The following is a 26321-nucleotide window of genomic DNA, read 5'->3' as shown; positions in this document are numbered from 1 at the left end:
GAGTTCCTATGTTATTCAATAGTATAGTCTTCCTTTTTGCATTTTTGCCTATACTATTAACGCTTTATTATCTTACGCCAAAAAAGTTCCGAAACTATACCATTCTGTTCTTTAGTTTAATCTTTTATGCCTGGGGAGGTGTTTCTTATACTTTTATATTAATTGGCTCTATTTTAATCAATTACTTGTTTGTAAAACAGATTGAAAAAAACAATTCATTCAAAAAAACATGGCTAATTATTGGACTCACAGTCAATGTATTAATCATTGTCTTATTTAAATATTTAGACTTTTTAATTGACAATCTCAATATAATAGGGTCTGCGTTTAAATCAGATTACACCACTATTCCATTCCAAAATATTGTCTTACCACTTGGAATTTCATTTTTTACCTTTCAACAAATGTCTTTAATTTGGGATGTTTACAGAAATGAAAATACCGAAAAAACCTCCTTATCCAACATCGCATTATACATCAGTTTATTTCCTCAACTTATCGCTGGGCCAATTGTGAGGTACAATGACATTGTAGGACAAATAAAACACAGGGTATCCACCTTTCCACTTTTTAGATCGGGAATTCAGCGTTTTGTACTAGGACTTTTTAAGAAAGTAGTTATCGCCAATACTTGCGGTGAATTAGCGGATAGCATATTCAATAATTCATTTGATTCCTTAAATACTCCTGTGGCGTGGTTAGGTATTATCGCCTACTCTCTTCAAATTTACTTTGACTTTTCTGGATATTCCGACATGGCCATTGGATTAGGGAGAATGTTTGGATTTAGAATTTTAGAGAACTTTAATTTCCCTTACATTTCTAAAAGTATTCAAGAATTCTGGAGAAGGTGGCACATTTCCTTATCCACATGGTTTCGTGACTATGTTTATATACCCATGGGAGGAAACAGAAAAGGACCATACAAAACCTATTTTAATCTAATAACAGTCTTTTTTCTCACAGGAATTTGGCACGGTGCCACTTGGAGCTTTGTAATTTGGGGATTATTTCATGGTTTTTTCCTCATAATGGAACGCATCGGTTTCAAAAACATCTTAGATAAACTTCCAAAAGGAATTCAATGGTTTTATACCATCCTGGTGGTTATGATTGGCTGGGTTTTATTTCGCGTTGAATTATTTTCGGATGCACTTTTATACATTACTAAACTCTTTAGTTTTGACCAATCAAGTGAAATTAGTTTCCTCACTTATTTGAATAACGAGAGAATTTTAGTCTTAGTTTTGGCCATAATATCAAGTTCCTTATTTTTTATGAAAATTAAGGAATTCTTAGAGAAAAGAGAATTATTGCTAACTACAACCGTTCAAGCTTTCATGGATTTGGGTGTGGTATTACTCCTTATCATATCGATTATTTATATTAATTCTGGTTCTTACAGTCCATTTATATATTTTAGATTCTAAGATATGAAGGAAAATAAATTCATAAAATATCAGTTATCGGTTATATTTCTACTTATAATTTTCATTCCCGCAATAGGAACGATGTCGGGCGTTGAGTTTTTTGAAAGAAAAGATGAAAATAGAGCATTTAAAGATTCAGTAAATTTCAATATTAAAAAACTAGATAATTTTCCACCGGAGTTTGATGCTTATATCAATGATAACTTCATGCTTAGAGCTCCAATGCTAGATATCTTCCATAGGGTAAAATTCAAGATTTTTAATATCTCTCCTTATCCTGAAAAAGCAATTATTGGGAAAGAGGGTTGGATGTTTAAAGCTGGAAAAGAAGTGGATATAATGAGTGGAAAGCTAGACTTTTCTGTTGCTACTTTAGATTCTTTCGCTAATGAATGGAAGGAAAGAAAAGCATATTATGATGCTTTGGAAATCCCTGTATATTGGATTATTTGTCCAATAAAACATAGAATATACACTGAAAAATTACCTTACAATTTCAATTTGTCAGAAACCAATAGAGTTAACGCATTAAAAAATCACCTAAAAACAGATTTTCCAGATTTAATTATCGATCCAAGTGATCTTTTAAAATCTAAAAAGAAAGAATCTAAACTGTATTTTAAGCTTGACAATCATTGGAATGAGCATGCAGGTTTCCATGTTACCCAACTTTTAATTGACAAATTAAGAAATAGATTTCCAAATAAAATTATTCCAAATATTCCGGAAATTGAATGGGAAGTTGATGAAAAATATCAGTCAGGATTTCACCACCGCGTGATGGGAATTGACGAATTAAGCGAGAGAATTGAAACAGCGACAATACCAAACTCCCTTTCTATAGATGCTGATAAATACGGTTTTAAAGGTGTTGATGGTTTTGCCTACCCTTGGGATTTTGAAAATCGATTTGTGCATAAAAAGCTTAAAACCGGACTACGTGTTCTTTTTATTAGAGATTCATTTGGTACGGCAATTCGTCCTTTTATCAAAGAAGTCTTTAAAGAAAGTGTGATGATTTTTGATGCATGGCAATACAAAATCAATGAAGAAATAATGGAAGTTTTTAAGCCTGATGTAGTAATCTACATCGGGTTAGAAACCCACATTGAACACTTTCTCAAAGATTATGAATAAGTTCACGTTTTTCAATTAGTCCAACTTCTTGCCATCAATCAGCATTGTCCACAAAGAAATCTCTCTGTCGTCCATTCTTGGCCAAATCGGCCTCACCACATCATTTACAGCGTCAATATTCAAATAATCCCCGAAGAATACATCTTCATCTGGGGTAAATGGATTCTTTGAAACTACCATTTCTTTGATTGTTTTTCCCCCATCTTTCGACCAGGCCATCACAACTTCTGTGGCGTTTCCCTCTGTGTTTCTTCTGTCGTAATAAATGAAATATAAATTTCCATTACTTTGATCTATTCTCATCCAAGTGAAAAATTGGTCGTTTGCCCCTTCGTCTTGATTCACTTTTGTTCTTTCAGACCAAGTTTCTCCATTATCATCAGAATAAATCATCCAACTATCAGGATTTCCTCTTCCATTGAATTGATCTACCCAGTTGACATAAATCCTGTTGTGAAATTCACCGTTTGATTGATCAATATAAGTGACGGGAAGTCCATTGCTTCTGCCCAGTCCATTAATTTTAAAAACCCAACCCCCTACTTGATCAATTACTGGCATTTCGTGATTGAGCCATGTTTCACCAAAATCACTCGAACGATTCATTCTAATTCCATAAGGACCAGTCCAAATCACAAATACTTCACCATCACTATTCACTGCCGACATAGCGCCTTCTACGGTGTTATTTCCATCTAAACAGTCACCAGATTGTGTTGAAACAACTAATGGTTCCGACCAAGACTCACCATTATTTACACTTTTTGAAAAAAGTATTCGTGTTGAATCGGTCCACTTGTCTGAACCATAAAAATCAAATTCGGTCCAAGTGAGGTAGAGATTCCCCGTTTTTGGACATTCAGAAACCCAAGGTTTATCTTGCGCTTTTGGCGGATTTGGTTTTGTTGCAGAACTTGTCCATTCCCCAGTAATCGTGTCGCTATAATCACAAACAATTCTGTCTATCCATTGCCCATCCTTTGGATTTGATAAATGAAAGTAGAAATACCTACCCTTCTTATTGATGTGCAAAACAGGATCTCCATTTACCCCAAAGATTGATCTTAAGGAAGAACTCGACCAAGTTTTTCCGCTGTCTTTTGAATAGTAATAATCATTCATTACGGTTCCTGCGATTATTTCATTCGTATTGCTTGGATTAATAACAATACTGGGCTCTACCTGAGCATATTTGTATGTTGCTTCTGCTGGTTTTTGCAATTGAACCCTTTGAAAGTTTTGTCCAAAAGCAAAAAAGCTTGTCCCCAGAATTAGTAGAGACAAGCAATTTTTAATTTTCATATTCTTTTATTTTTTACGCAACCAATAGGTTCCTAACTTATTCGTTTCATAAGAAAACTCATAATAAGGTGCTTCGATGGTACCCATTTTAGCATCTATGCTCATCAACTGGTCACCACGTGCGATAATCAGGTTGAATTCGTCATCTACAGCTAATTTCCCCATAAAATCTAACAATGATTTTTCATCTACTCTAAATCCATTAAAGGCAATGATTTCATCGTTGGGAGATAGTCCGGCTCTTTCTGCAGCACTATTAGACTGAACCCTGTTGACCATAACTTTACCATCGTTGTAAGATACTGAAATACCCAATGAAGTTCTGGTTTCTCTAATTTGGTCAATTTTCAAACCTAAATCTTTAAAGTAAGATGCGTAAGGAATCGTTTCTGTTCCGTATACATATTTCTTAAAGAAATCATCTAAATTGTCACCTAAGAAATCTTCCAAAGTGGCCTTAAATTGAGCTGGTGTCATTCCTGAATTCTCTTCTTCATAGAATTTAGAATATAACACTTGCATAAACTCATCTAAGGATTTCTTTCCTTTAAATTTCTTGATAATCATAGCATCAATTGCATGAGCCAACAATCCACCTTTCGAATAGTAAGAAATATTTGTGTTTCTACTGTTCTCATTTGGACGGTAAGATTTTATCCAAGCATCATAGGAAGAGTGGGCTACTGGCTGAACATTGTTTCCTGGAGTACCTTCAACATAATTTATGGTATTTCGGAAAACATTCATGTATTCTTGTTCGGTGTAAAAACCTGCTCTTCTCAAGATTAATTCATCGTAATAAGAAGTGAAACCTTCCATTACCCATAATAAATCTGTATAATTTTCTTGACTGTAATCATACTCAACCAAGTTTGCAGGACGTAAACGTTTTACATTCCAAACGTGGAAATATTCATGCGCAACCAATGAGAGAAACTTATTGTAATCTTCTGGAGCGTAAGTCCAACGGTTTACATTTAAAGTAGTAGAATTCATGTGCTCTAATCCTCCACCTCTACTGTCGGTATTGTGAATGATGAACCAGTATTCTTTATTTGGGTTCTGTCCGAATACATTAGTTGTAGATTCAACAATCTTCGCCATGTCGACTTTCAACTTCTCTACGTCATAATTTCCAGGGCCATACATCGCAACGTTATGCTTAATTCCAGCCGCTTGGAAACTAAAAACTTCTTGATTTCCAATCTCAACTGGTGAATCCGCCAAGTGATCAAAATTATCAAATTGGAAAGTCTTTGCGTTATTGTCTGTGCTAACGCCATCAGCAACTTCAATGAGCGGAGCAGTAATTGTTTTAAAAGAAGAATGAGGCACAATTGTTAAAGTTCCTCCTAAATCCAAATATCCTTCTGGAAAAGTAAAAATGGTTGTTCCATTAAAATATCCATGCGTTTTATCTAGGAATGAAGTTCTCACAGTTAATTCGAAAGAATAAACTTCATAATTAACGGTTACTTTTTTAGCTTTTCCTTTATTGATTTCCCACTTATTTTTGCTCACTTTTTTAACATCAAGGGCATTTCCATTTTCGTCTTTTGCACGAACAAGATTCACGTTTTTTGGAAATTCTCTAACTAAATAAGAACCTGGTGACCAAACGGGCATTACGATTACCAATTGCTCCTCATCAAAATCGGTGAGGGTGGTTTCCACATGAAAATAATGGGTTTCTGGAGCAGGCATCGAAACTTCATGATGCACTTTCTGGCCTAATGCTATTCCACTAAAGAGCAGTAATAATGCGAGTAAATTGTAAATTTTCATAATATATCATTGAATTTTCTCAAATATACGATTTACCCAAAGAATTCCTTAATTTTGTGAGTAAAATCAAATAAACAAACTAATGAAATACTTATTCTTATTTACACTTTTATTGTCGTTTGCCTCTTGTAAAAGCGATGCTGATGCTGATTCAAATGTTAGCCCTGAACAAGATGCAGAAATGGTTGAACTTCGCAATAAAGTTGCACAATTAGAGCTTGAAAGTTCACAAAAAGATGCAGCATTGAATGAAGCCATTTCATTTTTCAACGAAGTACAAAGCAACTTAGCTAAAATCAACGTTAAAGAGGAAGAAATTAGAGTAAGAAGTGATAATCCTGAAATTTCAAAAGATGACCAAGAATGGATTCTACAAGAAATTCAGAACATCAACTTTTTGAGGAAACAAAATGCTCAAAGTCTTAAAAACCTAAAACAAAAGCTAAGCGAGAAAGATTTGAAAATTTCTGAATTGGAAAACATGAGAGACCGTTTAGTAATGCAAATTCGTGCAAAAGATGAGCAAATTGCTTCTCTTCAAAGAACGCTTGCCGATTTAGATATGGAATATTCAGAATTATTTGATGAATACCAAGAACAGGTGGAAATGACCTTAGACGTACTGAAAGAATTGAACACTGTTTATTACGCCTACGGAACACTGGATGAATTAACAGCAAACAGCGTTTTGGTTAGAGATGGAGGATTCATTGGAATTGGACGTAAAACAAACATTGCTGAGAATCTGAATGAAAAGTACTTCCAGAAAATGGATAAAACAAAGGTCAAAGAAATTAGAATCGTTGGTGAGAAACCAGATTTAATTACGGACCATCCAATTTCTTCATATAAATGGGACGGAAATAAATTGATTATTTTAGATGCTGATAAATTCTGGAAAATCTCTAATTATTTGGTTGTTACGGTAAAGTAGAGGAACTAGTTAATGACATTAGAAAGCGCAATGACTTTAAGGTTGTTGCGCTTTTTTTGTGGAAAAAATAGAATGACAATAATACAGCTGAATTTCCGAATTTAGATACTCAGAAAAATTAACACTCAACCGACGAGGCCCTCAACTGATGATAACATATATTTAAAATCAATGAGTTAAATACATTTATCGAGTTAAAGCTAAGCTCTAACTTCTTTTCTGTGCTTCTTGTGCTTCACCTTTATCCAAAACAAGAAATACGATACTCCGTTGGGTGATCATACCACTCATTGGTATAAAAGTATTCCCTTGTAAATGAAGATGTCGTTAACAGTACTATTAAATCTAATTGTAAAATTGCTTTCCTTATTCACTATTCTTTAATAAAAACCGTGAATAGAGGAAAGAGGGCTTATTTTGGTTAAAACTGAGGAAAACAAGAAGTAAATCACTTATCTCCTGCAAACAAAAAGGAACTATGCATTCCTTTTTCAATTCCTTCATAAACGAGTTTAATGATCTTGGCTTCCGTTATATCTTCCAAATTATCAAATAGAAACAATTTTTCGTCTTCACCTAAACCTAATAATGTATGCTGATGAAAATAGACGTAAACCTTTCCATTGCTTATTCTGCTAAAGCCAATATGAAATCCATTTTCTGATAAATTATTCTCATCGAAAGGCAATGCTATTTCACCGGATTTTATGGCTATGTTGTTATCATCTGAATCAACGTAAACATTGTTTTTGAAAAAGTCATTTTGAGCACTTATTGCACTGCTAATTTTGGCGAGTGTATCCTTTATGAAAGTAGATTTATCATTTTCCCAAATTGCATATCTTTCATTCATTCGAATATTAGCTTCTTGATATTCCTTTGTCAGCTTTAAAATTTTATCGATGTTTTCCATAATTTATTAGGTGTTTTGTTTTATATGATTTAAATACAATGTTTAGTTGACACTTACAATGCTAATCAAATATATGAAATAATTCTAAAAAAACATCCATCTAATCATTTGATTTTGAATATAAAAAAATGATTTATGCATTAAAACCTAAAATTTTGTGCTTGCATTCTCTCCTAAAAATCAATTTATCCATTTATTGGCATTTCCTTCTCTCTTTAAATTTCAATTGGCTCTACCCTCCTTTCCTCTTCGTTTTATACCCATCTTTTTCCAAAAGCTCTATTACTTTATCTCTGTGGTTTCCTTGAATCATGATATCGCCGTCTTTTACTGTACCTCCAACACCACAAGAAGATTTTAATTTTTTCCCAAGGTCTTTAAGGTCCTCTTCTGTGCCAACAAATCCTTCAACAAGTGTTACATCCTTTCCTTTTCTTTGTTTGCGGTCTATCGAAACATAGAGCAATTGTTGATTGTTTTCGAGGGTTTCCTCTTCCATTTGTTCATCGTCGTCGTAAGCAAAATTTGGATTTGTGCTGTACACTACATTTTCGCGTTTTTTACTTTTTTTACCCATAGTTTTATTTTGTTTCTTTATTCTTGATTGTTTCCATTTTAAGAATTTTCAATAATCTTTCAAGAGATTGCGTGTTTTCCTCAGAATGAATTGCATTTATAATCTTTTCTTTTTCCTTCTTCGTTAAGTGCCACGAAAGCGAAATTTTATCATTATAATTTTCACGCAAGTTAAAAGTAACCACTTCAATTGGATATTTCATTGATCGAATTGCGGTGGAAAATAATTCATCTTGATTAAAGTCTTGGACCCTTGGAAAGTTTCCATACATATTTCCAAAGGGCAGCAGCAAACGCTCAAAAAGTCCAATATTCTCAAAAGTCTCTCCTACCAATGTTTTCTTAGTATCTCTGACTTTTAAAACAATTACTCCACTTGTGTTTTCCTGTATCCATTTCCTTAATGCAATTAGGTACCTCACTGTCGTTTTAGAACCATAATTATCTCTTATTCCTGCATCCATAACCTGCATTCCAGGATGAGTAGGCATTGTAATCATAGGCATTATATAAGGAAATGTTGCACTCATCCTAAGAATCGAAGTAAAATTCACATCCTCAGGATTGTTTTTCCTAAAATATTTTAAGTATTCAATATTTTCAATCTGAGGGTTTAATCCCACTCTTTCGTCCAACTGATCTGTCGCTTGTAGATAGCCATGGTGCTGCGAACTCACCAACAATCTTCTTCCATCGTTAACTATCGTTGGCGTAAAAATCATAGTTGGAAATGCTCCAGAACGCTCAAATTCTTCATATTCCCCAAGGGTTCTTTGGAAAGCACCATCTAGATTAGCAATTAATTCTTGCTCAAAAGCATAGCCCCTGTCTTTACTATATTTATGGTTATTAACTTCCACATTTTGAAATCGGAAAAACATATCATTGGTAGAAATGGAAAACGACAGTCTATTCAATAAATCCTTAGAAACATTTATTAAATACTTTCCGCTTGTTCTTGAGTTTATTTCATTCTTGCTTTCCATAATCATCAAATCTCGATAATATGCTGCCCCTACCATTCCCCCAGATGCCCCTGTTATCATTTGAATGTTCTTGGTGAATTTTTTTCCAGTAAGACTATCTAATTCTTGTAACACCCTAAAAGTCCACATTGCACTTCTCAACCCACCACCGCTCGTGTTCAAAATAATTAATTTCGGTTTTTTCTTTCCAGTTTGGTTTTTCCAGTTTTCTAATGTTTTAATGTAGTTTATATAATCCTGTTCAATGACACTATCTTCATATTTATAATCAATCAAGGATTCTTTGGTAAAGTCTACCAAACTTTCTTTCTCGTAAGACAAACCGAACGCATAACTTTTAAATTGAAAAAAATCTGTTGTGGTACTGAGATAATTAACCAAAAAGAAGGAAGCCACTACAATCGGGTAAGTCCATGATTTAAACCATGAAAAAAGAGCGCTAACCAGCATAATTACAATAGTTAAGATCATCATAACACTAACACTTGCTGGCACTTGAAAGAATTCATAATCTCTAAAAAAACCAATAGTAATATAGGACAACACTAGTAAGACCTCAAAAACAGAGGCGTTAATATGATTTTGTGAAAACACTTTGTTCAGTACATTGATATCGTAATGCGAACTACTTCTTGATTGTCTTAGCTTAAACCTTGAACCAATGTAATAATATCGGTCCACATTTTTGTCCATAAAAGGCTCATACCAGGTTTGCTTTCTGTGCAAGGTTGCTTTGACATTACTTGTTTTCTTTTGAAATTCTTCTGAACGTTTTCCGGTAATTGAGAATAAATCCTTATTCGTTGGAAAGAAATAGAGCAGTGAAAACAGAATAAAAAGTAGTACTCCTCCCAATAAGGAGCCTATTTGCCCATACACCTGGTATTCTCCAACATACTCCTGTCCTTTTTGGAAACTGTAAACTCTGATGCACATATTGACGATGAACACCAAGGGCAAAAGACTATTGTTTAAAGAGAACTTATAAAAGGGTCGGGAAAGAGTGGCTATAAATGGATATTTGGGTCCAATTTGTATGTAGCTGTATATATGGAAGGCCATAATGAAACCTCCAATACTTATTCCTAGGATTAAAAATGCTAAATAATTAGATAACCCCAGATATTCAGGCGATAGGAATAAATAAGGCAAACCAATTCCCATACCAATGGAACTATTAATAATTCCAAAAAGAAAGATCCAGTAAAATAAGACAATCAGATTATACTTTACTTGTGAAAAAAGCAAATTGATCGGAAAAAATGCCCTAAGGCCTTCCAGAAATTTTAGTATTGGTCTAATCATTTTTTAAGGTATACAACAATATAGCACAAAGATTTTGATTATCCGTGTTGAATAATGAAATCACTCACAAAATAGGATAAAGTTTTTCCTACTATACGGTTTTCTTCATCATTTTGTGGTGCACCCTCTGGTAAATGCAAATACGCAACTTTATCACATGTAGCAAAAGTACGAATGTACTGGCGCCCAGTTTTAATGGAAATACCAACGGGAGAGTAAGCAGAACTTGGCATTCGTTCTATTACATCTAAATCCAGTTCTACACCTAGGAAATGATCGCTAGAATTCATTTGAGTATGCGCTTTTTTAAAGTCTGCTAAATAATTCCTTTCCTCCAATAGATACGACTCGTTGAAAGTGAATTGATGCTTATCTCTGCGTAAATCATCTAAGATTTGCTGACTATTGTAGCGCTGATGTAGTCCAAAAACTTGGTATTTATTCAAGAATCCTTGCTTAAAAGCATAGGAAAAAGGATTTCCTGAATGTCGGCCCTCCAATAATCGATAATCTGCATGGGCATCAAGATTTACAACATTTATTGATTGGTCAAATCGATGTGCGGAAAACTTGATTAACGGGAAGGCATTGTTGTGTCCTCCTCCTATTAAAATAGGGATTTGATTTTGTGATAAATTCGCTTTTAACACCTCAAAAATGAAATTATCTAGTTCTTCTACTGATGGATTTTCGCCATCCTCCTGCTCATGCCTATGAACTACCTTTCCTAATATTTGAATTTGCTCACCGTATAAAGATTCATTGGACTGCATACCTGTAAAAACGTTTAAAAACGATTTAAAACCATTTTGAGCCCCCGATCTTCCTTTATTTTTTAAGGGTCCAAGACACTCTTCTATACCGAGAATTACATACTTAGGATTTTCGGAATTGTTAATAACTTGTCCCAGTTTAATTTCTCCTGTTCTTGGCGTGAAGCTATTTTGAATGTCAAATTCATCAAATTTTATCAGCTCAAAAGAATTGAATTCACTTTTCATTTTATTTTATTTTTCAGCTTACAATAAATCAATAAAATCTTGCGGAGGAAGAACAGGCCTCATTGTCACTTTATCAACAAAAACAAGCACTGTTTCGGCGGTAGCTAAAAGTTTGTTCTCGTCATTTCTTACTTCATATTCAAAGTAAAGTCTAACCCCGTCTAAAGCCATTATTTTTGTGGTGATTGTCAGTAAATCATCATACAACGCAGGTGCTTTATACTTCACGCTATAGGTAGATACAGGAAGCATAAACCCCTTATTTTCAATATCTTTATATGATGTTCCAAGACTTCTCAGTGCTTCTACCCTCCCTACTTCGAAGTATTGAGCATAATTTCCGTAATAGCAATAGCCCATCTGGTCTGTCTCTCCATATCTTACACGAAGCTGTGTATTTGCGGTGTATAAACCGTCTTTATTTTTACTCATTATTTTTTAACAATAGAAAGTTAATATTCTAAAAAAGATATGTATATTGTGAACAAATCAACTCATAAAAAAATGCTACAATTCTGACATAATCGTCGTTTAAAATAGTAAAATTTTGCGATGAAAACGATTATAAAATTTATATTTTTTTATTTGTTGTAGGTGTAAAAGTTTTGTAAAAGTCAATAGGCATTTGATTTTTTTTTAAACTTTTTTATCCAAATATTTGCCCTCCGATAACGAGACAAAAAGTGATAAAATTCGCTTACTATTATATTTATTTGCTATAAACGCGTTAAACTGATTAAATGAGTCAACTGCATGAACAAAAATGGGAAGCTTGTCTGAAAGTAATTAAAGACATCGTACCATTACAAGCTTTTAAAACTTGGTTTTCACCAATTGTTCCCGTGAAGTTAGATGGAGATGTTTTAACAATTCAAGTTCCCTCTCATTTCTTCTACGAATGGTTAGAAGAACATTATATTGGATTACTTAAAAAAGTAATCAAAAAAGAATTGGGTGCCAATGGAAGATTAGAGTACAGTATTATTATGGAACGTAATACGCCAAACTCTACCCCTTACACCGTAAAAATACCTACCTCAGGGAATAGTTCTTTAAGAAACACCCCTGTATCTGTTCCTCTAAAAGTTGGAGAAGATCAAATTCGCAATCCTTTCGTTATCCCTGGATTAAAAAAGATTGAAGTTGAATCGAACTTAAATGCTGCTTATACATTTGATAACTTTGTAGAAGGAGATTGTAACCGTTTGGCTAGATCTGCTGGATATGCCGTAGCCAACAAACCAGGTGGAACCGCTTTTAATCCTCTACTGATTTACGGAGGAGTTGGTCTAGGAAAAACACATTTAGCCAATGCAATTGGAATTGGTATTAAAGAGCAATTTCCAAACAAAACAGTGCTGTATGTAAGTTCAGAGAAATTCGTTCACCAGTTTATAGATTCAATTAAAAATAATACTTCTAACGATTTTGTACATTTCTATCAAATGATGGATGTCTTAATTATAGATGATGTTCAATTCTTCTCGGGTAAAGAAAAAACGCAGGATGTATTTTTCCACATCTTTAATCACTTGCACCAAAATGGAAAGCAAATCATTTTAACTTCTGACAAAGCACCTGTAGATATTCAAGGAATGGAGCAGCGCTTATTGAGCAGAATGAAGTGGGGATTATCTGCTGATTTACAAGCTCCAGAGTTAGAAACACGTATTGCTATTCTTGAAAAGAAAATGTACAGCAATGGTATTGAGCTTTCAAAAGATGTTGTGGAATACCTTGCCTATAGTATCAATACCAACGTTCGTGAAATCGAAGGAGCATTAAACTCTTTAATTGCACAAGCGTCGCTGAACAAAAAAGCAATTACTTTAGATTTAGCAAAACAAATGATTGACAAATTCGTGAAGAACATCACCCGTGAAGTTTCTATCGAATACATTCAGAAAGTGGTTTGTGACTATTTTGATATTGAAATCGAAATCTTAAAATCTAAAACTAGAAAGAGAGAAATCGTTCAAGCTCGTCAAATTGCAATGTTCTTCTCTAAGAAAATGACAAAGTCTTCTTTGGCAAATATTGGAGCACATTGTGGAGGAAAAGACCACGCTACTGTTTTGCATGCTTGTAGAACAGTTAATAACCTGTCAGAAACCGACAAACAGTTTAAAGCTTACTTAAACGACTTAGAAAAGAAATTATCGATGCAGTAAAATGCATCATTAAGATATAAAAATGCCGAATGAGATTTTCATTCGGCATTTTTGTTTTGAGGATTTTTTATTGTAAAGGACACCTCTCAGCATCCTTTTTCCATAAATATTGTGTTCAATTATTCAGCAAATTTATCAACTACTTGCTGGGTAACTCCGGTAGAGCTAAATCCGCCATCGTGAAATAGGTTTTGCATAGTTACATATCTTGTGTAATCTGAGAACATAGAAATACAATACTCTGCACAAGCTTCTGCCGTTGCGTTTCCTAGTGGACTCATTTGATCACTGAAATTAATGAATTCATTGAATCCTTTGATCCCCTCTCCTGCTGTTGTAGCCGTTGGAGATTGTGAAATTGTATTTACCCTCACTTTGTTTTTGATTCCATAATGGTAACCAAAACTACGTGAAATTGATTCCAATAAAGATTTAGCATCTGCCATATCGTTGTAATCTGGGAAAATTCTTTGTGCTCCTATGTATGTCAAAGCTAAAACTGAACCCCATTCACTAATTGCGTCTTTCTTCATAGAAATCGCCAATACTTTGTGTAGAGAAGTTGCAGAAATATCTAAACTTTGGCTGTAGAATTTATAATTCAGTTCAGTGTAATGCTTTCCTTTTCTCACATTTGGTGACATACCAATAGAATGCAAAATAAAGTCAATTTTCCCTCCAAGAATTTCCATTGATTGTTCAATTAAGTTCTCAAGGTCTTCATCACTTGTTGCATCAGCAGCAATTACTTGACTATTTGTTTTTTCGGCTAAATTATTGATTTCTCCCATTCGCATTGCGATAGGTGCATTTGTTAAAACAAACTCTGCTCCTTCCGCATGAGCCAATTCAGCAACTTTCCATGCAATTGATTTCTCATTTAATGCTCCGAAAATAATTCCGCGTTTTCCTTTTAGTATATTGTTTGCCATATAAAGTATTTTGGGACAAAAATAGAAAACTTACTGAAAACCACAGATTGAAATGAAACAAATGAAAAAACACTTAATAATCATGAACCAATTTCTTATCTTCGTGTTATACCTTTCATTGGTTTATAGGAAAAACTCCCGTAGCTTTTAGAAGAGCTTAAATAGAGCGGTTAACGCTTCATTTAAAAAATAAAACATATTTAAAGTCCGACAAAAATGTCTAAAAATAAAGAGGAAGAGAACAAGCATAAAGATTTCATCAATCCCATTGATCCTGATCACATTACAGAAAATCCACACAACCTGCCCTACCCTCATACACAAGGAAGCGCATTGGTAAAACCAGTAGATGAAGGCAAGGTTAAAGGAAGGGCATTGAATGCAATGGAGCATCAAACAGACATGCAGCTTAAACAGCTTTATGACCAAATGAATTTATTGGCTAGTCAGGCAAAAGGCTTGCAAGATAGAAAAGTTATTTCCGAAAAGATTTATAATGCTGAAATGCGTTTCGAGCCTTTAATTAATCACATCTATTATTTGTATCAAAAAGACGATAAAAACTACTTACTTTCTTTGATTGCACCTGACCAATGGGGAAGATCGAAAAAAACTTTTGAATACGTTGCTACTGTTCAATTATTGGCAGACCATACCTGGGATGTATTGGATAAGAGCGATTTGGAACTATGACCCGCTAGGTTAGGGTATACCTCCGAAGAAGTGGGAAAATCGCTAAGCTTTTAAAAAAAATAGAAGAGGATAAAAGTAAAACTGATTCGAGATGGGTTTATTTTTAGAGGTTTCAAAAAGAGTGTTAGAACTAAAGTTAAAAACAACGCAAGAAAGTATCTGCTCGTAAGCAAAAGATGATTGATTTACGTGTTAGATATTAGAAAACAGAGCAACCTTTTATCTTATCTATTTTTCCTTACTTCACCTTGCACTAATCACCTGATATAAAAACATAAATTTATTAATCGATTAGCCCCTTATGCAAGTGCTTTCCAACTTTATCTAAAGTACCTATTCGATACTTTACCAATAAACACATCTAACCCAACAATCATGTGATTCGGGGTTAAACTAACAAGGTCCTTCGCAAATTTCTATTTCCAATCAGTTGAAAACAGAAATCCGCCTCAGTATGACATTAGGCTAGGATCATATTTCAAGTGAGAGGCGAAAAGTACTTTATCTAAAGATTTCTGCAACAGAGATTTACAAAACTCACTAGCTCTCCATAAAATGGAATAAACTTCCAAAATATGGAGGATTCTGTACTCTTAATAAATCTTATAAAACTGTTTTTCAAGCACTTAATTAATTGGCACATATTTTAGACCTAGCATCAAAAACAATTATATGAAGTCAATTTTATTTCATTTTCTCCTGGTGGTCAGCAGCCTTTCTATCGCTCAAACTGTGGACATTAAATTTATGAACAGTGAAGAATTAGAAGTATGCGGTCCTGAAGATACCCTTACCCTAACCATCACTAACAATTCAACTAGTGTACTAAACAATCCTGAATTTATTCTATCTCTTCCAGAAGGATTTACTTACTCTTCTGGTTCCTTGAACGAATTATCTAATCAAGGACTGTATGGTTTCGACCTTAATTCTAGTTTAAATCTGGTACTTAAGTCGAACAACATCCCAGAAGGGGACAGTTTACAATTTCAACTGGCTTATTCTGTAGATAATAGCGCCATTAATTTTCAAAACAATGGAGGTGTTTTTCGCCATTCCTTGACTATTAATCACAGCGGTGGGGTTGAAACTTCAGAGAGTAAAAGCTTTAATATTCTTTATCCAGCACTTAGCATCCTCAGTGTTTCGCCAACGAGTCAAGGAATTATAAGCGGGAGTTCAACAACCAGAGACATTACTATAATTAATGGAGGAAATGGAAAAATAGATCAGTTCATCCTCACCGACCTAATGAATCATTCGGATTTATCAATCACGGGATTAAATGTTGGAACATGGAGCAATGATACCATTTTCATTTCAGGGTCAGATTTCAGCTCAATTGGAAATGGAGATCACTTTTTGGATCAAAACGAAACGATTGTTATTGAGGAAACCTTAACAGGAATTAGCTGCAACGACATTACCGTTAGTTCTGCTATGAAAGTACATTGGGGTTGTGAGACTCCATTCATTTCATCCTCTGCCACAACCTACTCCAATGTTAATATCGATTTTCAGAGTCCAAACCTTAAGGTAACAGCAAATGAAAGCTTCGGCTCATGTTTTGGAAACGGGAACGCCTTTACACAAGAGCTCGTTATTAAAAATAATGGAAGCGGTGTGGCTTCACAGGTAGAGATTGATCTTTATAAGTCATTGGGAACTGCATACGATGAGTCAATTTACAGTCGCTTTGACGAAACAACCTTAAGTTACAAGATAGGAAGTAATGGAGTTCCCGTCTATCCTAATAATTTAACAGCAATTCCTACTCAAAACTCCTCCACTTATGCTTGCTTAGGCACGGCACCCAAAGGACGTTTGATTTTTACTATTCCAGCAATTGCTCCTGGAGAGGAAGTTTACGTGAACTGGGATGCTATTTCCTGTTGTATTCAGACATGTGATAACGATGCAATTAAAGGTTGGAAAGCTGATATAACCTATACCGACGTATGCAACATTCAATCCTATGATAAGTCGATTTTAGGTCAAAAAAGAAACAAACAAAATCTCAATATATTTACAGAAACTCCTTTAGATATTAATGCTGGTGAAACAAAAGCATTTAAATTCTTAATCTCGAGTTTCGAAAACAATTTACCAGAAGGTCCTGGCGCGCATTATAAGGCTGTATTTACCTTAGCCCCTGATTTAGTTTATCAAAATTTAGACTTTAAAAGTAATGGCGATATTTGGCAAAATAATAACATCACTTACGATGCTAGCTCAAACGTGGTAACTGCTCAATTTTTTACTCCAAATCCTTTCAACTTAATCCAGAGTGAATTGGTACTGGATGTAATGGGAACTTGTGGAACATCGGGCTGGAAAGATATTACTTTAGATATTTCTTACGTAGCAGACACGAGTTGTACCAACATTTGTGAAGTACCATTGGTGTGCAGCCAAGAAATCTCCACCTATTTGCATTGTCCGGGAGGAAACTGTAACACCTTGAACGTTATTGATTTTTCTTTGGAAAGAACTAACTTCGGATCTCCAGACAATGATCAAAACGGAATTGCAGACAATACTGGAAATCTAAATCTTGCACAAGTTAGAGCAGACAGAGCCATGGTTGGCGATACCATTAAAGGTTCGGTATATGCAGCAGTTGGAGCAACAAACGAGAACTTTTCTTTTGCTCAATTCAGCTCTAAAGTAAACTATGGAAGTGCGCTTACATTTATTTCCTCTGAAATTAAAATTTACGATGCGAGCAACAACTCCTACCACATTGTATTGGGCAATGTACCAACAGTCGTAAATAATGGTTCAAACGAACGCACCTTTGAATACGACTTAGGTGGAGCGCAGTTAAGTAGCTTAAATCCTATTTTATCCAATTATTTATATTCCGCAGGAGATTCAATCTTCATTGATTTCAACTACGCGGTTTCCGCTTCTGTTCCAGGCTTAATTCAGGAAACAACATTCCTCAATGATTTTTATCTAAGTCAAGTTGCATCACCGACAAGCAATGAGAAAGAATCGTGTAATTTTAGAAATGGACGAATTACCTTAATTGGTTATTCCTTTAGAAACAATTGGCACAATAACGTCAACTTAGAAACATGCACTAACAGTACAAGACAATATTTCGGTCTTTCTATTGGGAATACGGGTTCTAATTATGCTGGAGGAAATTTATTCCCTTATGAATACCGTTCTTGGGCTAGCTTAAAAGATATAATGCTAGAAATACCGACAAATTATTCATTTGTTGAGGCCAAAATTGTTCAATATCGTACCGTAAAAACAAATTCAATTTCAACGCAATCGATAACAGGTGTTCCTGCGGATAATATAGCAGGGAATTTTATCTCTTTTGACATTGACCAATACTACAATAGCAATCAATTGAATTATAGTGATGATGGTTTTCATGGATATATCGAAGTAGAATTAATGGCCAATTGTAATACTCCTAAAAATACTTTCGAAGAAATAGATTGGACTTTCAATTACCAAAAAACCCAAGCAATTGATGGTCAGGAATCTGGAATGATTACAACCAATATACCTGATAAAATTAAATATAACCCAGCTAACATTACATTATCATCTAATAACCCTTACCAAAATACAATTAACAAAAGTGTTTCTTGGAATTACAAGCTAAAGAACAGCACAAACGGGAAGGCGACAAATACTTGGATTTATTTGCAAACCCCAAGTAATCTATCCATTACTTCAATTACAAACGATGCCACAGGACAAGCTTTACAGGCACAAAATGGTTTTTATCAAGTGGGTGATGTAAATGGGAAAACGACTATGAATTTCACCATAAACGGACAAATTGAAAACTGTGATGAAGCGCAAATTACTGCCTTTTCAGGGTTTGATTGTACTGGTTACCCTTCCTCACTTGCCTCGTTTTCTTGTCCTACAGAGTCACTTAATTTATACATCGAACCATACAATGCTGCTTTCCAAACCAGGATTGCCAGTGAAATAATGGAGGATCCTTGTGTACCTCAAATGGAATTAACATTTGATATTACCAGCGTATTGATGGGAAACATCTACGATATGACAATAGAACTGATTACTCCAGACTCTGCTAAAATTAATGTAGTAGATGGATCTTCATTCTTCCAGTATAATACAACAAATGCTTTCAATAGTATAAATGACCCAAGTTTCACGGCGTCCACATATACCTTTAATATCCCTGACTACGATGCTTCCTTTCCTGCGAATGGAATACCTGGAATTACGGATGTTACTAACAATCGTTACCGACTTAAAACAATGATAAAAACAGGTCAAGCATTTCAAGCTGGAGATTTCTTATTTGTTTATATTAAAGGTAATGACGCTTGTGGTGATTCACTTCCTACAATCAAATTAGCAATAGACCCGAGTTCGAAATTTGAAAAAGACAACACCTCTGGAATTCATTTAGATTTTGATAATACTTGGGGTGCATCTTGGGGAGATTATGATAATGATGGATTTGATGACCTATTTATTCCTGTAAATGCTATTAATGAACCAAGTATTTTATATCATAACAACGGAGACGGAACCTTTTCCAAGGTTACCACTGGACCAATCGCGACTGACCTAGGAGCGTCTATTTCTGGAAATTGGGGAGACTATGATAACGATGGCTACTTAGATCTTTTTGTCTCAAACAATCAAAATTCATCTAACCGACTTTACCACAATGATGGAAATGGAAACTTCACCTCCGTTCAAAATAGCCCATTGATTGATCAACCAATATATTCTCATTTTTCAGCTTGGGCAGATTATAATAAAGATGGAAATTTAGATTTAGTGGTTTCAGATTATCACCCTACAAATTTCAATTACCTCTTTAAAGGTGATGGAAATGGAGGTTTTGTGGTAGACGAAGCAAGTCAAGTAAGTTTATCAGCAACTTCAGCAGTTGGGCTTTCTTGGGCCGACTATGACAATGATGGAGACCCAGACTTGTTTATCGCCAATACCAATGGAGAAAACAATCAACTATTTAATAATGAAAATGGTATATTAGTTCTTGACACCAATAACATCATCGCGAATGACGGAGGATACTCTGTTGGTGGCGCTTGGGGTGACTATGACAATGATGGTGATTTGGATTTATTTGTGTCTAATTCAAGAAGTACTGATCCCAACTTCTTCTACGAAAACATAGGGAATGGTGATTTCATTAAGTTAACACATTTGGCTTTAGTGACAAATATTTCTAACTCAAATGGAGCTGCTTGGGCAGATTATGACAATGATGGTGATTTAGACTTAGTAGTTTCTAATGACCAGCAAAAGAAGAATTTTCTCTTTGCAAATAACGGCGACAAAACATTTACCAAAATTGATAACGCAATTACCGAAGAAGAAAGTGATTCTTATGGAATGGCTTGGTCAGACTATGACAATGATGGAGATTATGATTTAATTGTTGCTAACGTTGGAAGTAACACCAATAATTTATTTAATAATGCAAAAGCTTCTTGTACCAACCACATTAGCGTTAGGTTAAACGGTTGTAATTCGAATAGATTTGGAATTGGTGCGACCATCAAAGTTAAAGCAAACATTAATGGAGTTGATGTTTGGCAAACGAAAAATGTATCGAGTCAAAGTTCATCAATGGGAGGTCAAAACTCCTCGAAAATACTTTTTGGAATCTTAGATGCAACTTCAATTGACAGTCTAGTTGTATTGTGGCCATCTGGAGTAATTACAAATATTGTAAATCCAAACATCAATCAAACCTTGCTTATCACAGAATCTTGTGGATCTAAAGTTTGTGGTGTTGTTTATTTTGATGCTAACGAAAATGGTGTTCAAGATCCAGAAGAACAAGGAATTGCAAATGCACAACTTCTTGTGAGTCCAAATAATTTCCAAATCTTCACCAATGAAAGTGGATATTATGAAATGTATTTCGATGACGGTAATTACACCATTGATCAGGTGGTATCAAATGATTGGCAAGTCACTGCACCACTTACGGCATACACGCTTAACATTGATAAAAGTACACAAGCCGAATATTGTGGAAATGATTTTGGAAACAAGGCCATTTGTCTATTTCTTGAATTTGAAGTTGAAATTGGAGCTGCAGCATTCAGACGAGGTTTAACTAATGAATTCAATTTGGTAATTCACAACAAAGGAGCATACGATGCGCCAGAAGTTTTAACTTTAGATTTAACTTTATCCAACAATGTAATTCTTAAAGGATCACAATGGGATAATTTAGTTGAAAACCAAAACAATAGAGTATACACTTTTTATTTTAGTAATATAGAGGCGATGTCTAATTTTACACTCCCTTTATTTGACTCTGTTGATGTGTACAGTTCTCTAGATGATTTGATTACTGTAAATGTAAATCTAAGTTATGATGGTCAGGAATGTAATGCTTTGAACAACAGCAGTAACTTAACAGATATTGTTGTGGGTTCCATTGATCCAAATGATAAATTAATTCTAATAGACGGAGTTGGGGTTTCTTCACAAGCTTACCATAACCAGACTTTAGTGTACAAAATCCGTTTCCAAAACTTAGGTAACTACGCGGCACAGCGTGTTCAAATTGAAGATCAATTATCTGAGCACTTGGATTGGAGTACATTCCGAAAAATGAGTTCATCCCATCACTTCTCGGTTTCTGTTGTAAATGGAAAAGTAACCTGGATAAACAACAACATCGAATTACCAGATTCAACTTCGAATCCTGAGGGAAGTAATGGATATGTTCAATTCCAAATCAAACCAAAACAGGATTTACTTCCTTTCCAAATCATTAATAATGACGCCGAGATTCAATTTGATTACAATGATTTTATTTCTACAAACAACACAGAAATTATCATTAGTCCAGATTACGACAACAAAAATACCGAAGTCATTCTGTATCCAAACCCTACATCAGATTGGGTAAATATATACTTAATCAACGAAGAACAGTTTTCGGATCCAATTGACAACATCGCAATCAGCTCTCCATCTGGAAAGATTGTTTTAGACACAAAAGTGAATGCTAAAAGCGCCAAATTAAACTTATCGCACCTCTCCCCTGGAATATATTTTGCGAATATTCGTAATGTATATGGGCAAATGTTTAATGCGAAGATTTTAGTAAAATAAGGAAGTAGACCTCAAAGCTATCCTTTAGCACCCTTTATTCCTGCATTCTATTTACTTATAGGTAATTAGAATGCAGGATTTTCTTTTTTATCTTATTCAATTTACAGGATCACCACAAATTAGTCTTACTGAATAACCAGTGTAAAAGCTTATAAAATAGTCTTAAATGTTTTCGATTATATGCTCTCCATCGATGTAAAAACGGGTGCTTTGATCGCTGAAATAGCCAAAGTTCTCAAATAAGTCAAATTAAAATCTCACCCTCAACTGCACTCCCACTTCACTTTTTACATTTCCAGTAATTTCTTCTGAACCACTGCTCAAAGTTTCTTCTTGATTATAGACAAAAGCAGCATAGCGCACCCACAAATCACATGTTTCATTGAAGAAAGTGTATCTCAACATTAAGTAAGCCCGACTTCCTTTATTGAAATAAGCAGGAATACTGAACACATTTTCAAGGTTGTATTCGTAAGCATAAACTCGAGTTTCGTAACTATCCGTATTGAAAATTGCATAACGCATAGAAACCTCTAGAGGAAACTTTTTGCTTCTATAAAGCAAATCTTGAGACAAGGCAAAACCGTCTTGCTTTCCGCTGCTTTCCCTTTGGTCTGTTACGTAATCAATCCGTGAACGCCATTTCCAACCAGAACCTAAATCTGCTGTTAAACCAACTTGATACTTACGTTGTACATAGTTTTCTATTGGTCGAATATTCCCTGTGAATTCACTAACATTTATCATCTTGCTCTTTTCTCGAACACGCAAATAAGTTTCAAAGCGTGGACTTGGACGGTATTTTAATTGTGCTAAGAGTTCATGCCCCTCACTAGGGCTATCCACTCTAAATTTTAACCAAGGTGATTTAAAGAAATCAACGTAAGAGTTTAGACTCCATTGTTTATTTAGCTTAAATGACCCACCCAAATATATCCCCGATTCATTATTGGTGTTACTTCCATCTCCAAATCCTTGTGCATAAAAAGTATGGTAATCTTTTGGATAATTTCTATATAAAGCTGTAATAGAAGCCCTTCTCCCCATAGCAATGGTAGCGCCTTGTAGAACAGCCACTGCATCAGAGCTTTTACTTTGTGCTATTTCTCCGTAAATACTTAAGTTTCTAAATATGTAAGAATAATCTGCGCTAAGATTCAACAGTTCTTTTCCGGCGAATTGGTACTTATTCACCAATCGGTCAACCCTCTGATAATAGGCATCATAGGATTGTTGAACAGCAGATATTCCCACATGGAAATTTCTACTTTCGTACTTAAAATTTGCGCCATAAATCAACTCCATCAAACTGTTCTTTCTATCTAATTCGGAGCTTGTTCTGTGATAACCAGACATGTTTATGGATGAAGCCATTCTTGCTTCTTCAGAATCTAATGTATCCAGCATTTCAACAGAACCATCAACTCCCTTATAAGAAGCAAAAGTGGTTAACGAAAAGTTTTTAATTCCCATTTCTAGTCCTGCTCCACGCATAAACCTTGTTTCGTCGGTAGAGCTAAAAGCTTTTAAACCCCTGGCATTTTTTCTAGCTGAAGTGGCATCTGCAGTTTTACTAAATCCGTAGCCTGTCCACATCGCTAGACCTTGGCCAAATTGTGCCTGAAAATCCCCAATTACAGCTTTTCTAATAAAATTATTTCCGCTGTAATAAGCATGAGCACTATAGAAATCAAACCCATTTGGCGATTTATCTCCAAACAATTGTTCACCGGGATCCTTTTCCATGGTAACACCAATACTTAAATCGGTCTTGTGTGTATAACGAAGTCGAGAATACAGTTTATTTGGATCTCCCCAATAATACTTGCTACTTTCCTCCTTCTCTTCATCTGAAACATCAGCGTATCCCACCTTATCTTCAATATTGCGTTGGTAGCGAAAGTAAGCTTCGACCTTTCCTTCTTTCAAGTACTTCTGAAGATTCCCTTTCTTCTTTTCCTCGACTTTTGAAACCATTACAAAAGGCAAAATATTTTCCAATGTTGGAATGTCCCAATATTCAATTTCTTGAATTTCAAAAATGGTATTAAAAACACCTTTCTCTTCTCTTGCTTTCAAAAAAGCGTTAATCTGAAAATCGCTCAACAGTAACAAGCCTTGCAAGTCTTCTTTGGATGCTAGGTTTAGATTTAGAGGATTGTCATAGTAATTATTCAATACATCAAAAACATCTTCCAAAGACAGTTCTTCGGCTTCTAAATCCTGGGCTATAAACTCAATTCTTTGCTGTATAACTTCATTCTTCGTTTGACCGAAAAGAATTGTTCCAAACACCAAGAATGATATAAAGAGTAAATATTTCATCATTTCTTAGGCTTATAAAAGTCTACAATAAAAGAAGCTGCTGGTGTCCAGCCTAAAACTTGGTTGTATTGAGAAGAAAAGTCAAGTTTCATTCTTTCATACTTCAAACCAAAACCAAATGCAAAATCCATTGGAGAACCTTGAACCCCAGCACGTATATATAGTAAATCGATTGGATGGTATTCTATTCCCGCTCTTAAGCGCGTATCAAAATTAATTTCTTGTTCTATTTCCGCGACCATCAATAAGCCTTCAATCAATTGATATGAAAGCCCTAACCTAATAAGTGTTCCATAGCGATCGTCTTTATAGTCCGCGATTCTAGTTCGTCCCAGGTTCACCACCGAGAAACCTAAATTAATTTTATCGTTTAATTTTGCCAAGGCTCCAAACTCTGCACTCACTCCATGTTTTACACCGTAGGCGGGGTCTAGCCTTGTACCTAAATAATTAAATTGAACTCCAGCAGATATTTTTTCAGATAACTTCATACTGTATCCCAGTCCTGCTCTTGTTGTTCTGTAGGTATCGTAACCGTAAAATTGACCTCCAGTAGAAATTACTCCAACTTTAAGTGGAACAGCAACTGCGAAGCTTTGGGTTTGTAGTTCTTTAAGCGCGTATCTACTTTCGTAAGAAATTCCTGCACTTCCTTCATCCATAAAACCTAAAGCTCCAGGATTATGATGATAAGCAAATGCATCAATAAATGTTACACCGTTGTTGGCCATTGCGCCACTCCTAGCACCTTGTGACAACCAACCCTGTGCATTTATTGCAAAAGCAAATAGCAAAGTAAAACCTCCTGTGAGTAGTGTTTTCATACCATGAATTTTATGAATAAGCAATTGTAAAATCGAAAACCTGAACTTTTTGTTCGCGTTAATTTTCCTAAATAATATGCTCAAATATAAGGATATTCTATACTTTGCAAAAACAAACCTTTGGCGGGCACAGAACAACCTGCTTCTCCTCTATCTTCTTTAGCTATGATATCTTTTATGTTTTCTGGAGAAATATTACCTTTTCCAACTTCCAATAGCGTACCCACGATTGCCCTTACCATGTTACGCAAGAAACGATTAGCACTAATCTCGAATCTTAATTGATCTCCTACTAGCTTCCATTCTGCATGATAAACCTCACAAAAATTATTGTTAACGTCAGTATGCAGTTTTGAGAATGAAGTGAAATCTTGACGTCCTATGAGATAAGAAGCGGCTTCATTCATTTCAGAAATGTTTAATTTTTTTGGATAAAACCAGCTGGCATTTTGGTGAAAAGGCAGTTTCCTCTGATGCAAAAAGTAATGATATGTCCGTTTAGTTGCATCAAATCGCGCATGAGCCTCCGCATCCACTTCCACAATATCATTAATTGCAATAGCTAATGGAAGCATATTATTCAGTTTGTATTGCAACTGATCATTCGAAAAAACTGGTGCTAAATCAGCATGAAAATAGGATTGTAAGGCATGAACTCCTGCGTCTGTCCTACCACACCCCACAATATCAATAGATTGATTTCCAAACAGCATAGACAATTTCTCTTCAATAACTCCTTGAATAGTTTTTACAACAGGTTGTCTCTGCCAACCAGAATAATTGCTACCATCATAGGTGCATTGAAAAAAGAGGCGTTTCTTCATGCCGTAAATTTAGCAAAATATAAGAATGGTCAAAAGTGAAATACGTATCAACAGTAAAAAGTTA

The 26321-nt window shown here is 34.9% G+C and carries 17 protein-coding genes; 6 read left to right on the top strand and 11 right to left on the bottom strand.

The window, feature by feature from the left end:
* Positions 1-8 precede the first annotated feature (8 nt).
* Together DIT68_RS01870 and DIT68_RS01865 are read left to right on the top strand one after the other, a co-directional pair.
* Complete coding sequence (locus tag DIT68_RS01870) at positions 9-1430, top strand: MBOAT family O-acyltransferase (RefSeq protein WP_109358109.1); 1422 nt, start codon at positions 9-11, stop codon at positions 1428-1430.
* Positions 1431-1433: 3 nt separating this feature from the next.
* On the top strand, positions 1434-2567 hold the full coding sequence (locus DIT68_RS01865) for an alginate O-acetyltransferase AlgX-related protein (RefSeq protein ID WP_109358108.1): 1134 nt from the start codon (positions 1434-1436) through the stop codon (positions 2565-2567).
* Positions 2568-2582: 15 nt separating this feature from the next.
* On the opposite strand, the gene DIT68_RS01860 is transcribed toward DIT68_RS01865, so the two are convergent.
* Both DIT68_RS01860 and DIT68_RS01855 read right to left on the bottom strand, forming a co-directional pair.
* Entirely contained in the window at positions 2583-3869 is a 1287-nt protein-coding gene (locus DIT68_RS01860) for an exo-alpha-sialidase (protein ID WP_109358107.1), read from the bottom strand.
* A 6-nt stretch (positions 3870-3875) separates the two neighbouring features.
* Positions 3876-5654, bottom strand: a complete 1779-nt coding sequence (locus DIT68_RS01855; RefSeq protein WP_109358106.1) for a M61 family metallopeptidase — start codon at positions 5652-5654, stop codon at positions 3876-3878.
* An 82-nt stretch (positions 5655-5736) separates the two neighbouring features.
* Between DIT68_RS01855 and DIT68_RS01850 the strand changes: the two genes are divergently transcribed.
* Positions 5737-6588: a Cbp1 family collagen-binding glycoprotein adhesin gene (locus DIT68_RS01850; RefSeq protein ID WP_109358105.1), complete on the top strand. Its 852-nt coding sequence runs from the start codon at positions 5737-5739 to the stop codon at positions 6586-6588.
* Positions 6589-7036: 448 nt separating this feature from the next.
* On the opposite strand, the gene DIT68_RS01845 is transcribed toward DIT68_RS01850, so the two are convergent.
* From DIT68_RS01845 to DIT68_RS01825, 5 genes are all read right to left on the bottom strand, one after another.
* Positions 7037-7501, bottom strand: a complete 465-nt coding sequence (locus DIT68_RS01845; RefSeq protein WP_109358104.1) for a hypothetical protein — start codon at positions 7499-7501, stop codon at positions 7037-7039.
* Between the two features lie 232 nt (positions 7502-7733).
* Complete coding sequence (locus DIT68_RS01840; protein ID WP_109358103.1) at positions 7734-8078, bottom strand: translation initiation factor; 345 nt, start codon at positions 8076-8078, stop codon at positions 7734-7736.
* Positions 8079-8082: 4 nt separating this feature from the next.
* On the bottom strand, positions 8083-10368 hold the full coding sequence (locus DIT68_RS01835) for a patatin-like phospholipase family protein (protein ID WP_109358102.1): 2286 nt from the start codon (positions 10366-10368) through the stop codon (positions 8083-8085).
* Between the two features lie 38 nt (positions 10369-10406).
* Positions 10407-11369 (bottom strand): formimidoylglutamase, encoded by a 963-nt coding sequence (locus DIT68_RS01830; protein WP_109358101.1) that lies wholly within the window; start codon positions 11367-11369, stop codon positions 10407-10409.
* 18 nt (positions 11370-11387) lie between these two features.
* Positions 11388-11801 carry an acyl-CoA thioesterase gene (locus DIT68_RS01825; protein ID WP_109358100.1) on the bottom strand — a complete coding sequence of 138 codons (414 nt, stop codon included), beginning with the start codon at positions 11799-11801 and terminating at the stop codon, positions 11388-11390.
* 308 nt (positions 11802-12109) lie between these two features.
* Between DIT68_RS01825 and dnaA the strand changes: the two genes are divergently transcribed.
* Entirely contained in the window at positions 12110-13540 is a 1431-nt protein-coding gene (gene dnaA / locus DIT68_RS01820; protein ID WP_109358099.1) for a chromosomal replication initiator protein DnaA, read from the top strand.
* A 119-nt stretch (positions 13541-13659) separates the two neighbouring features.
* Here the strand turns inward: dnaA and DIT68_RS01815 are convergent, their stop codons facing one another.
* Positions 13660-14472: an enoyl-ACP reductase FabI gene (locus DIT68_RS01815; protein WP_109358098.1), complete on the bottom strand. Its 813-nt coding sequence runs from the start codon at positions 14470-14472 to the stop codon at positions 13660-13662.
* Between the two features lie 216 nt (positions 14473-14688).
* On the opposite strand from DIT68_RS01815, the gene DIT68_RS01810 reads away from it, so the two are divergent.
* Both DIT68_RS01810 and DIT68_RS01805 read left to right on the top strand, forming a co-directional pair.
* Positions 14689-15165: a DUF2452 domain-containing protein gene (locus DIT68_RS01810; protein ID WP_109358097.1), complete on the top strand. Its 477-nt coding sequence runs from the start codon at positions 14689-14691 to the stop codon at positions 15163-15165.
* 672 nt (positions 15166-15837) lie between these two features.
* Entirely contained in the window at positions 15838-22284 is a 6447-nt protein-coding gene (locus DIT68_RS01805; protein ID WP_109358096.1) for an FG-GAP-like repeat-containing protein, read from the top strand.
* A gap of 249 nt (positions 22285-22533) precedes the next feature.
* Here DIT68_RS01805 and DIT68_RS01800 read toward each other — a convergent pair whose 3' ends face one another.
* From DIT68_RS01800 to truA, 3 genes are all read right to left on the bottom strand, one after another.
* Positions 22534-24612, bottom strand: a complete 2079-nt coding sequence (locus tag DIT68_RS01800; protein ID WP_146194093.1) for a helix-hairpin-helix domain-containing protein — start codon at positions 24610-24612, stop codon at positions 22534-22536.
* On the bottom strand, positions 24609-25433 hold the full coding sequence (locus DIT68_RS01795) for a PorV/PorQ family protein (protein ID WP_146194092.1): 825 nt from the start codon (positions 25431-25433) through the stop codon (positions 24609-24611). Before DIT68_RS01795 ends, DIT68_RS01800 begins: the two co-directional genes overlap by 4 nt.
* 80 nt (positions 25434-25513) lie before the next feature.
* On the bottom strand, positions 25514-26257 hold the full coding sequence (gene truA / locus DIT68_RS01790) for a tRNA pseudouridine(38-40) synthase TruA (protein ID WP_109358093.1): 744 nt from the start codon (positions 26255-26257) through the stop codon (positions 25514-25516).
* Between the last annotated feature and the right edge of the window lie 64 nt (positions 26258-26321).

Source organism: Brumimicrobium oceani (assembly GCF_003143775.1).
Classification (GTDB): Bacteria; Bacteroidota; Bacteroidia; order Flavobacteriales_D; family Crocinitomicaceae; genus Brumimicrobium; species Brumimicrobium oceani.
This window is presented reverse-complemented; position numbering and strand designations above follow the sequence as displayed.

Excerpts from the sequence above, each read along its gene's own strand:
- truA (WP_109358093.1), bottom strand. The coding sequence starts at position 26,257 with ATGAAGAAACGCCTCTTTTTTCAATGCACCTATGATGGTAGCAATTAT.
- DIT68_RS01860 (WP_109358107.1), bottom strand. The coding sequence starts at position 3,869 with ATGAAAATTAAAAATTGCTTGTCTCTACTAATTCTGGGGACAAGCTTT.
- DIT68_RS01840 (WP_109358103.1), bottom strand. The coding sequence starts at position 8,078 with ATGGGTAAAAAAAGTAAAAAACGCGAAAATGTAGTGTACAGCACAAAT.
- DIT68_RS01870 (WP_109358109.1), top strand. The coding sequence starts at position 9 with ATGTTATTCAATAGTATAGTCTTCCTTTTTGCATTTTTGCCTATACTA.
- DIT68_RS01795 (WP_146194092.1), bottom strand. The coding sequence starts at position 25,433 with ATGAAAACACTACTCACAGGAGGTTTTACTTTGCTATTTGCTTTTGCA.
- DIT68_RS01855 (WP_109358106.1), bottom strand. The coding sequence starts at position 5,654 with ATGAAAATTTACAATTTACTCGCATTATTACTGCTCTTTAGTGGAATA.
- DIT68_RS01815 (WP_109358098.1), bottom strand. The coding sequence starts at position 14,472 with ATGGCAAACAATATACTAAAAGGAAAACGCGGAATTATTTTCGGAGCA.
- DIT68_RS01810 (WP_109358097.1), top strand. The coding sequence starts at position 14,689 with ATGTCTAAAAATAAAGAGGAAGAGAACAAGCATAAAGATTTCATCAAT.
- DIT68_RS01835 (WP_109358102.1), bottom strand. The coding sequence starts at position 10,368 with ATGATTAGACCAATACTAAAATTTCTGGAAGGCCTTAGGGCATTTTTT.
- DIT68_RS01830 (WP_109358101.1), bottom strand. The coding sequence starts at position 11,369 with ATGAAAAGTGAATTCAATTCTTTTGAGCTGATAAAATTTGATGAATTT.
- DIT68_RS01800 (WP_146194093.1), bottom strand. The coding sequence starts at position 24,612 with ATGATGAAATATTTACTCTTTATATCATTCTTGGTGTTTGGAACAATT.
- DIT68_RS01825 (WP_109358100.1), bottom strand. The coding sequence starts at position 11,801 with ATGAGTAAAAATAAAGACGGTTTATACACCGCAAATACACAGCTTCGT.
- DIT68_RS01865 (WP_109358108.1), top strand. The coding sequence starts at position 1,434 with ATGAAGGAAAATAAATTCATAAAATATCAGTTATCGGTTATATTTCTA.
- DIT68_RS01845 (WP_109358104.1), bottom strand. The coding sequence starts at position 7,501 with ATGGAAAACATCGATAAAATTTTAAAGCTGACAAAGGAATATCAAGAA.
- dnaA (WP_109358099.1), top strand. The coding sequence starts at position 12,110 with ATGAGTCAACTGCATGAACAAAAATGGGAAGCTTGTCTGAAAGTAATT.
- DIT68_RS01850 (WP_109358105.1), top strand. The coding sequence starts at position 5,737 with ATGAAATACTTATTCTTATTTACACTTTTATTGTCGTTTGCCTCTTGT.
- DIT68_RS01805 (WP_109358096.1), top strand. The coding sequence starts at position 15,838 with ATGAAGTCAATTTTATTTCATTTTCTCCTGGTGGTCAGCAGCCTTTCT.